This window comes from Ensifer sp. LC11 (genome assembly GCF_001695835.1).
Taxonomy (GTDB): Bacteria; Pseudomonadota; Alphaproteobacteria; order Rhizobiales; family Rhizobiaceae; genus Ensifer.
The window spans coordinates 400,238-409,519 of record NZ_MBSO01000023.1; the positions used below are offsets into that span (position 1 = coordinate 400,238).

Here is a 9,282-nt window from a genome sequence, read left to right on the forward strand (position 1 = left end):
CATGCAGCAATTCAAAGCCCTACAGCGACCTTTGCGCGTCTGATAAGACGCGCGGCGCTGTAGCAGTGAGCCGAGCGGCGGGAGGATGTCCCGCCGCTCCTTCGCCACGCACAGCAGGAAATCCGCATGACCTATCCGCAACAGAGGTCAGCCGCGTTGCAAGGGGTGCAGGGACGGCTGGACTTTCGGGCCGTGACCAAGCGTTACGGCCCGACTGTCGCCCTTTCCGAATTCACCCACAGCTTCGCGCCCGGCCAGGTGCATGCCCTGATGGGCAAGAACGGCTCCGGCAAGTCGACGCTCGTCAAGCTGCTCGCCGGCGTCACCGAGCCGACATCCGGCACGATCAGCGTCAATGGCGAGGACCGCCATTTCACCTCGCCGCACGATGCCTTCGAGGCCGGCATCGTCACCGTGCACCAGGAGCTCTCGCTGGTGCCCGAACTTTCGGTTGGCGAGAACATCTTTCTCGGCCGGTTGCCGCACCGTCGCCGCGCCGGCTTCAGCGTCGTCGACTGGGCGGGCCTGCACCGGCGCGCCGGCGAATTGCTCGCCGATATGGGGCTTGCAATCGATTCCCGCCAGCCAGTCTCCGCTCTCAGCGTCGGCCAGCAGCAGGTGGTCGAGATCGTCAAGGCGATGTCCTTCAATCCGTCGATCCTGCTTCTGGACGAGCCGACCTCGGCGCTCGCTTCGCGTGAGGTCAAGCAGCTCTTCGCGCTGATCGAACGCTTACGCGCCCGCGGCGTCACCATGATCTACATCACCCACCGCATGAGCGAGCTCTTTGAGATCGCTGATACCTGCACGGTGATCCGCGACGGCCACTATATCGGTTCGGTCGCGATGAAAGAGACGACGCCGTCGGCGATCGTCGGCATGATGTTCGGCGATGCCGCCCGCGCGACCCGCCCGCCGCGCCGCACGCTCGACCGCACCAAGCCGGTGCTCGAAGTGCGCGATCTCAGTCGATCAGGGCATTTCCACGGGGTCTCCTTCGATCTCTATCCCGGCGAAATCCTCGGCATCGCCGGCCTGCTCGGTGCCGGCCGTACCGAACTGATGCGCGCGGTCTTCGGCGCCGACCGGATCGATGGCGGTTCCGTCACCCTCGACGGCCGCATCATGACCGGTGCCAGCCCGCGCGACATGCGCAAGGCGGGCCTCGGCTACACGCCGGAAAACCGCAAGGAGGTCGGCCTCGTGCAGTCGCTCTCGACCGCGGACAATCTCTGCATGGCGAACCTCGGTCCGATCTCCCGCAAGGGCTTCATCTCGCGCCGGCGCGAGCAGCCGCATGTGCGCCGCCAGATTGCCGATCTGCACATCAAGTGTGGCGATCCGGAATTGCCGGTCTCGTCACTGTCAGGCGGCAACCAGCAGAAGGTGGTGATCGGCAAATGGCTGAACCGGCAGCCCTCGGTGATGTTCTTCGATGAGCCGAGCCGTGGCGTCGACGTTCAGGCCAAGCGCCAGATCTTCGACATCATCTGGCAGAAGGCAGCCGACGGCCTCGCCAGCATCTTCGTCTCGACCGAACTCGAGGAGGTGCTCGAAGTCGCCGACCGCATCCTGGTGATGCACCACGGCGCTGTGGTCGCCGAAGTGGATCCGACGAAAACCGACCTTACCGAACTTTACGGCCTGTGCATGGAAGGGGCCAAGCAATGACACTTGTAAGCCAAACGACGGAAGCCGGCGGACAGAACATGCCTTTGCGCTTCCTCAAGACCTATCCGATGGAGATCATTCTCGCGGCGCTGGTGATTTTCCTGATCCTCGTCGCACCGGGATTTGCCTCGACCAGCAATGTGCTGAATGTGCTGCGCACGGTGTCGATGCTCGGTATCATCGCCTTCGGCATGACCGCTGTCATCATCAGCGGCGAAATCGACCTCTCGGTCGGCGCCGGTGCGGCACTCGCCGGCTGCATCGTTGCCTGGTTCGCCGACCGCTTCACCGACGTGCTCGGCGACTGGGGAGCGGTCACCGTCGGCTTTGCCGTGGCGCTGTTGCTCGGCTTCATGCTCGGTTATCTCACCGGCCGTTTCCGGCAATGGTTCAACGTGCCGACCTTCATCACCACGCTTGCCCTTTTTGCAGCGCTGCGCGGCGTCGCCAACCTCATCACCGGCGGCTTCCCGATGTCGTCCTTCCCGCTCGGCTTCGATTTCCTCGGCGGCGGCTACCTCTTCGGCATTCCGTTCCCGGTCTATATCTTTGCGCTCACCTTTGCCGCCATGCACTTCCTGATGAAGTACACGAGCTTTGGCCGCGAGGTTTATGCGGTCGGCGGCAACATGGAGGCGGCGCGCCTTTCCGGCATCGACATCTGGAAGGTGAAGGCGCTGACACTGGGACTGACCGGTGCGCTGACGGCCGTCTCCGGCACGTTGATCGCCTCGCAGATCGGCGCCGGCACCGGGACGACGGCAACCGGCATGGAACTCGATGTGATTGCGGCCGTCATCATCGGTGGAACCTCGCTCTTCGGCGGCAAGGGCCGCATCTGGGGCACGCTGATCGGGGTTTTGTTCCTCGGCTGCATCTCCAACGGCATGACGCTGATGAATGTCAGCGAATATTGGCAGTACGTCGTGCGCGGCGGGATCATCCTCGGCGCCGTGCTGCTCAACCAGGTCCTGGAACGGGTGCGCTGAGACAGGTGCGGGGTGCTCGCATCCCGCTCCAACTTACGAATATCGCGGAGACAATCATGACTGAATTCAAAGGGAAAATCGCGCTTGTCACCGGCACATCCGGGATCGGGCTTGCCTCGGCGATGCGCCTGGCGTCATCAGGTGCTACCGTGCTTGCCTGCGGCAACGATGTCGCCACCAACGAAGCCCTCGACCGGATTGCGCGGGAACGCGACCTGCCGATGTCGACGCGGCTCACCGATGTCTCGAACGAGGCGGAGGTGGAAGCGGCGGTCCGCGAGGCGGTGCTGCGTCATGGTGGCCTCGACATCATCGTCAATGCCGCAGCCGTCCATCCTTACGGCACGGTGCTCGATACCAGCGCCGAGACCTTTGCGCGCTGCCTCTCGGTCAATGTCGGCTCGATCTATCTCACCGGCCGCTTCGGCATTCCGGAGATGGTGAAGCGCGGCGGCGGCGCCATCGTCAACATCTCCTCGGTGCAGGGCCACGCCTGCCAGCAGAATGTCGCGGCCTATGTCGCCTCCAAGGGGGCGATCCATGCGCTGACCCGGGCGATGGCGCTCGACCATGCGGCGGCCAGGATCCGGGTGAATTCGGTCAGCCCCGGCTCGGTGCGCACGCCGCTCTTGTCGCTTGCGGCCCGGACCTATGGCGGCGAGGGCGTCAGCGAGGCGGAAGCCTTCGCCCGCTTCGGCGCCGCCCACCCGATCGGCCGTATCGGCGAACCGGAGGAGGTGGCGGAGATGGTCGCCTACCTCGCCTCGGACCGCGCCGCCTTCGTCACCGGCTCGGATTTTCGCATCGACGGCGGGCTGACCGCCGGCATCGGCGTCAAGTAATCACACGAGGAAACGACAGGATGAAAATCGGCCTTGGGCTCTACCGGGAACAACTCACCCCGGATAACTTTCAGTTTGCCTTGCAGGCAGGCGCGACCCACGTCGTCGCGCATCTCACCAACTATTTCGCCGGCAAGGACCCGAAGATTGACAGCGGCGACCAGGGTGGCTGGGGCGATTGCTCCGGCGACCGGATGTGGTCCTTCGAGGAACTGTCGGGGCTGGTGAAGGATGTGCGCGCCGGCGGCCTGGAGGTGGCTGCGATCGAGAATTTCTCGCCGCGCTTCTGGTCCGATGTGCTCCTGGACGGGCCCGAACGTGCCCAGCAGATCGAGGGGCTGAAGCAGCTCATCCGCGACGCCGGCCGCGCCGGCATCCCCTGCATCGGCTATAATTTTTCGCTCGCCGGCGTCTATGGCTGGACGCGCGGCCCCTATGCCCGCGGTGGCGCCGAATCCGTCGGCTTCGGAGTCGAGAACAGCATTGCGCCAAGCCCGGATGCGCCGATCCCCGATGGCATGGTCTGGAACATGCGCTATCGTCGCGGCATTGCCGGTGCCGCATCCGTTTCCGTCAGCTCGGCGGAACTTTGGGATCGTCTTTCACACTTCCTGAAGGAGGTCGTGCCGGTCGCCGAAGAGGCGGGCGTGGTGCTCGGCGCGCATCCCGATGATCCGCCGGCGGAGGAGCTCCGCGGCACGGCCCGGCTGGTCAACCGTCCGGAAAAATACGACCGGCTGATGGCGATCGTTGACTCGCCTTCGAATGGGCTGGAACTCTGCCTCGGCTCGCTGCAGGAAATGCCGGGTGGCGACATCTACGAACACGTCCGTCGTTTCGCCCGCTCCGGTCGCATCGGCTACATCCACTTCCGCAACGTGCGTGGAAAGATGCCGCGCTATGTCGAAACCTTCGTCGACGAAGGCGATATCGACATGGCCGAAATCATCCGCATCCTGCGCGACGAGAACTTTCAGGGCGTGATGATCCCCGACCACACGCCGGCCATGACCTGCGGCGCCTCTTGGCACGCCGGCAAGGCCTTTGCGCTCGGCTACATGCGCGCGCTTGTGCAGAACGCCGAGGCGCTCGGGCCGTCGCGATCCATCCCGACGAGCCTGGCGGCAGAATAGGAGGCAGAGATGGCACGCTCGCTTGTTTGTGTCGCGCCGGTCGGCGACCGCTGCGGCGAGGGCGCCGTCTGGTCGGTGGCGGAAGCCGCGGTCTACTGGACCGACATCAACCGTTTCCTCATCCATCGCTACGACGAGGCGACACGCGCGGTCAGGACCTGGCTGTTCGACGAGCCGGTGGTTGCCATTTCGCTGACGCAGGAAGCTGACCGCCTGCTCGTCGCTCTCGGCTCGAAGCTGATCTGGTGGTGGCCGCACACGGATCGGCGCGAGGATCACGGTTTCGTCCTGCCCGGTGCGCCGCGGGTGCGGCTCAATGACGGTCGCGCCGATCCGGTCGGAAACTTCTGGGTAGGCTCGATGAAGAACAATGTCCTGCCCGACGGGCAGCTTGGCGAGGTCGGGCCGGGGGAAGGCATTCTCTACCGGATCGCGCCTGACGGCGCCGTTACCGAATGGCGGCGCGGTCTCGGCATCTCCAACACGCTCTGCTGGAGCCCGGACCGAAGAACCTTCTACTTCGCCGATACGCTGGCGAACGAGATCTACGCCTTCGATTACGATGCGGTGAAGGGCGCGATTTCCGGCGAACGTCCCTTCTTCACCGGCTTCGAGCGCGGTTCGCCCGACGGCTCGGCGATCGACAGCGAAGGTTTCCTCTGGAACTGCCGCTACGGCGGCGGCTGCATTGCCCGCATCGCACCGGATGGCAGCCTGGCCGAGGCGATCGACATGCCGGTGAGCAACATCACCACCTGCACCTTCGGTGGCGCAGACCTGAAGACGCTTTACGTCACCACGGCCGGTGGAGGACCGGGCGAACGCCTCGCCGGCAGTCTCTATGCCATGCGTGTCGAGGTCGCGGGTCTTCCGGAGAACCGCTACGGAGAGGCGACACGGTGAGGGCGGAGACGACACGACGCGCGCTCGCCTGGGCGCATGGATGCCTTTCGGTGCAGTCGCTCGGCGGCATGCTCGGTCCCGTGCTGTTCCTGCTACCCGATGGACGTCAGGTCAGTCCCCTGCATGTCGCGCCCTGGGGCAACGATGCCAAGCGCGAGACGCTACCGGAAACCCTGCAGGAATTGCGCGGCGAGTGGCCCTGCGTGCCGTTCGGCAGCGACGCCGACCGGTCGCTCCCGGCAGGCTGGTCGGCGACAGGCGAGAGCTTCGAGGGTGCCAGCGTGCCGCATGGCCAGGGCTCGAACGCTCATTGGACCTGGGGCGACTGCGACGACCGCCGGATCACCATGCAATGCCACTATCCCGAGGAGCATCCTATCCGTTTGCTTCGCCGGCGGATCGTGCCGGATCCGCATGCGGCCGCCGTCGACATCACGCTGGAAATTGAAGCACGGCGTCCGTGCCGTCTTCCGATCGGTTTGCACCCGACGTTCCGCCTGCCGCCGCGACCCGGCGCGGTCACCATCGAGCCCGGTCGTTATGGGCAAGTCTGGAGTTTTCCAGGCGACGTTGAGCCGGGTGCGGCGCTGTTCACACCCGATCGGCAATGGCCGTCGCTCGGTGAGGTCGACACACGCAACGGCACAACGGTGGATGCAACACAAGTGCCGCTGGCCCAAGAGACCGAGGACCTGCTGCAGCTCTCAGGCATCGACGGCAGCGTTGCGCTCCACTACCGCGACGAGGGCTTTCGCGCGCGGCTTTCCTGGCAGAAGGAACACTTTCCGAGCCTGCTTCTCTGGTTCAGCAACCGCGGCCGCAAGGCCTATCCCTGGAACGGGCGGCACGTGGCGCTTGGCGTGGAGCCGATCGCTTCCGCCTTCGACCTCGGCCCTGCGGTCTCTGCCGCGAACAACCCCGTTGCGGCATCAGGCGTTGCGACCGCTATCGCCTTCAAGCCCGACCAGACCTTCACCACCCGCTATCGGCTCTCCGTGGAAGCCGCCCCCATCGGCTGAGCCGTCGCGCACGGCCAACCAACTGAAAGGCCAAGAGAATGAAACTGCTGCGTCTCACCGTCGACGGCTCCGCCGTCCCTTGCATCCTCGATGGCGAGGACAAAGCACGAGACGTGTCTTCGCTCGTCTCGGACATTACGGCGGAGACCTTGCCGGATGTCGTCGCGGCGCTGTCCGGCGCCGATCTGTCGGCTCTGCCGGCGGTGGCGGTGATCGACGCCGATATCCTGTCGCCGGTCGCAAGGCCCGGCACGATCTGGTGCGTCGGGCTCAACTACTCGGACCATGCCGAAGAAGCGGGCCTGCCGGTGCCATTCGAACCGATCCTCTTCAACAAGGCGGCCGGCACCTATTGCGGCCCGAACGCGCCGCTTTTGCATTCCGAAAAAATGTCGAAGCTCGACTGGGAAGTCGAACTCGGCATCGTCATCGGCAAACGGGCACTCAACGTCTCGCGTGCTGAGGCGATGGACCATGTCTTCGGCTACACGGTTGTCAACGACGTCTCCGAGCGCGCCTGGCAGATGGAGCGCGGCGGGCAATGGGTGAAGGGCAAGAGCTTCCCGAACTTTTGCCCGACGGGCCCGTGGCTTGTGACCCGCGACGAGGTGCCCGATCCGCAGTCGCTGTCCATGTGGCTCGACGTCAATGGCGAGCGCATGCAGGCGGGCACGACCGCGCGCATGATCTTCGATGTCGCAACCATCGTCTCCTACATGAGCGAATTCTGCGTGCTGGAGCCGGGCGATCTCATTTGCACTGGCACGCCGCCGGGTGTTGGCATGGGCAAGAAGCCGCCGCGCTATCTGAAGCCCGGCGATGTGGTGGAACTCGGCATCGACGGGCTCGGCCGCCAGCGCCAGACGGTGCAGGCCATCTAAGTTATTCGCATAGGGAGTTGGACATGAGTGGAAAGACTGGGCGATTGGCCGGACGGGTGGCCGTGGTCACCGCCGCCGGCCAGGGCATCGGCCGCGCCGTTGCCGAGCGGCTGATCGCGGAAGGGGCCGAGGTTCACGCCAGCGACATCAACGACGGCCTGCTCGCCACCCTCGATGGTGCCGCGACGACGAAGCTGGATGCAACGGACAACGGGGCGGTGGCCGCCTACTTCGCCGGCTTCGCGCGGGTCGATATCCTCGTGCATGCGGTCGGTTATGTACACCAGGGCACGATCGAGGAATGCTCGGCCGCCGATTGGCGGCGCTCGGTGAACATCACGCTCGACAGCGCCTACAACGTCATTGCCGGTGTCATCCCGAAGATGAAGGCTGCTGGCGGCAGCATCATCACCATCGGATCGGTCGCCTCGTCGATCAAAGGCTTTCCGCGGCGCGCCGCCTATGGCGCCGCCAAGGGCGGCGTCATCGGCCTGACCAAGGCGGTCGCAGCCGACTATGTCTCGCAAGGCATACGCTGCAACTCGGTCTGCCCCGGCACGGTCGCATCGCCCTCCTTGGAAGAACGTATCGGCGAACTCGGCGCCAAGCTCGGGAGCCGCGACGAAGCCTACCAGTCCTTCGTTAGCCGGCAACCGGCCGGCCGTTTCGGTACGATCGAGGAAATTGCCGCGATCTGCGCCTTCCTCGCTTCCGACGAGGCCGCCTTCATCACCGGCCAGGCGATCAACATCGACGGCGGGATCACGATCTGAGGCACGCGGCCGCCGACCTGGACGCTCACGAATGGCGGCGGAGAGCCACTCCATGTTCCGTCTTCCTCGCCCTTGTGGCGGGGATCCAGCGACCCGACGTCCGTCGGGTCAAAGGACCTTTCAGCCCAAGAGCTTGGGCTGGTCCCGCAGTTCCAGCGGAACTGCTAGAGATTTCTGTGACAGGCACCGAAATGAGGGAGGTCTCGGATGCGCTAGTCTCCCGCTTACGGCGCCGGTTCTCTTGGCAAATTCAAGGCCGCGAAACGCAAAACCCCTCCGGCGGTGATCCGGAGGGGGTGTTTTCACGGTGCCGGCTGGCGTCGGCTTGATGCCTTCGGGGACGTCCGCCGATCAGGCCGACAGCGCCTTGAACGCGGCAAGGATGGCGTCGCCCATCTCGGATGTGCCGACCTTCTGCGTCCCTTCGGCCATGATGTCGCCGGTGCGGATGCCCTGGTCGAGCACGGCGGCGATCGCCTTTTCCAGGTTGTCGGCTTCCGTCACCAGGTTGAAGGAGTAACGCAGGCACATGGCAAACGAGGCGATCATCGCGATCGGGTTGGCAATGCCCTTGCCGGCAATGTCCGGCGCCGAGCCATGTACCGGCTCGTAGAGCGCCTTGCGCTTGCCGGTGACACCGTCCGGGGCGCCGAGCGAGGCCGACGGCAGCATGCCGAGCGAACCGGTGAGCATCGCCGCCACGTCCGACAGCATGTCGCCGAACAGGTTGTCGGTGACGATGACGTCGAACTGCTTCGGCTGGCGCACCAGCTGCATGCCGCCGGCATCGGCCAGCATGTGCTCGAGCTGGACGTCGGCATATTTCGCCTTGTGCGTCTCGGTCACCACCTGGTTCCACAGCACGCCCGACTTCATGACGTTGCGCTTTTCCATCGAGCAGACGCGGTTCTGCCGGGTGCGGGCGAGCTCGAAGGCGACGCCGGCGATGCGCTCGATCTCGTAGGTGTCGTAGACCTGGGTGTCGATGCCGCGCTTCTGGCCGTTGCCGAGATCGATGATCTGCTTCGGTTCGCCGAAATAGACGCCGCCGGTGAGTTCACGCACGATCAG

9 protein-coding genes are annotated in these 9,282 nt (G+C 65.1%); 8 read left to right on the forward strand and 1 reads right to left on the reverse strand.

All coding sequences use genetic code 11. The annotated features are described in order from the left end of the window. The first annotated feature begins 126 nt into the window (after positions 1 to 126). From BBX50_RS18085 to BBX50_RS18120, 8 genes are read left to right on the forward strand one after another with little or no spacing between them, the layout of a single operon-like run. Positions 127 to 1,671, forward strand: coding sequence for a sugar ABC transporter ATP-binding protein (locus BBX50_RS18085; RefSeq protein ID WP_083213728.1), 1,545 nt, complete (start codon positions 127 to 129; stop codon positions 1,669 to 1,671). After that, positions 1,668 to 2,660 (forward strand): ABC transporter permease, encoded by a 993-nt coding sequence (locus BBX50_RS18090; RefSeq protein ID WP_065776699.1) that lies wholly within the window; start codon positions 1,668 to 1,670, stop codon positions 2,658 to 2,660. Before BBX50_RS18085 ends, BBX50_RS18090 begins: the two co-directional genes overlap by 4 nt. 56 nt (positions 2,661 to 2,716) lie before the next feature. Further along, positions 2,717 to 3,502 carry an SDR family oxidoreductase gene (locus tag BBX50_RS18095; protein ID WP_065776700.1) on the forward strand — a complete coding sequence of 262 codons (786 nt, stop codon included), beginning with the start codon at positions 2,717 to 2,719 and terminating at the stop codon, positions 3,500 to 3,502. A 20-nt stretch (positions 3,503 to 3,522) separates the two neighbouring features. Then, a complete protein-coding gene (locus BBX50_RS18100) occupies positions 3,523 to 4,635 on the forward strand; it encodes a mannonate dehydratase (RefSeq protein ID WP_065776701.1) in 1,113 nt (370 codons plus the stop codon). A 9-nt stretch (positions 4,636 to 4,644) separates the two neighbouring features. Continuing rightward, on the forward strand, positions 4,645 to 5,538 hold the full coding sequence (locus tag BBX50_RS18105) for an SMP-30/gluconolactonase/LRE family protein (protein WP_065776702.1): 894 nt from the start codon (positions 4,645 to 4,647) through the stop codon (positions 5,536 to 5,538). Continuing rightward, complete coding sequence (locus BBX50_RS18110) at positions 5,535 to 6,557, forward strand: hypothetical protein (RefSeq protein ID WP_065776703.1); 1,023 nt, start codon at positions 5,535 to 5,537, stop codon at positions 6,555 to 6,557. Before BBX50_RS18105 ends, BBX50_RS18110 begins: the two co-directional genes overlap by 4 nt. A 38-nt stretch (positions 6,558 to 6,595) precedes the next feature. Continuing rightward, a complete protein-coding gene (locus BBX50_RS18115) occupies positions 6,596 to 7,438 on the forward strand; it encodes a fumarylacetoacetate hydrolase family protein (protein ID WP_065776704.1) in 843 nt (280 codons plus the stop codon). A gap of 23 nt (positions 7,439 to 7,461) precedes the next feature. Next, positions 7,462 to 8,211, forward strand: a complete 750-nt coding sequence (locus tag BBX50_RS18120; protein ID WP_065776705.1) for an SDR family oxidoreductase — start codon at positions 7,462 to 7,464, stop codon at positions 8,209 to 8,211. A gap of 351 nt (positions 8,212 to 8,562) precedes the next feature. Here BBX50_RS18120 and leuB read toward each other — a convergent pair. Further along, positions 8,563 to 9,282 (reverse strand): 3-isopropylmalate dehydrogenase (gene leuB / locus BBX50_RS18125; RefSeq protein ID WP_139108840.1); only part of this gene is annotated, 720 nt, incomplete at its 5' end.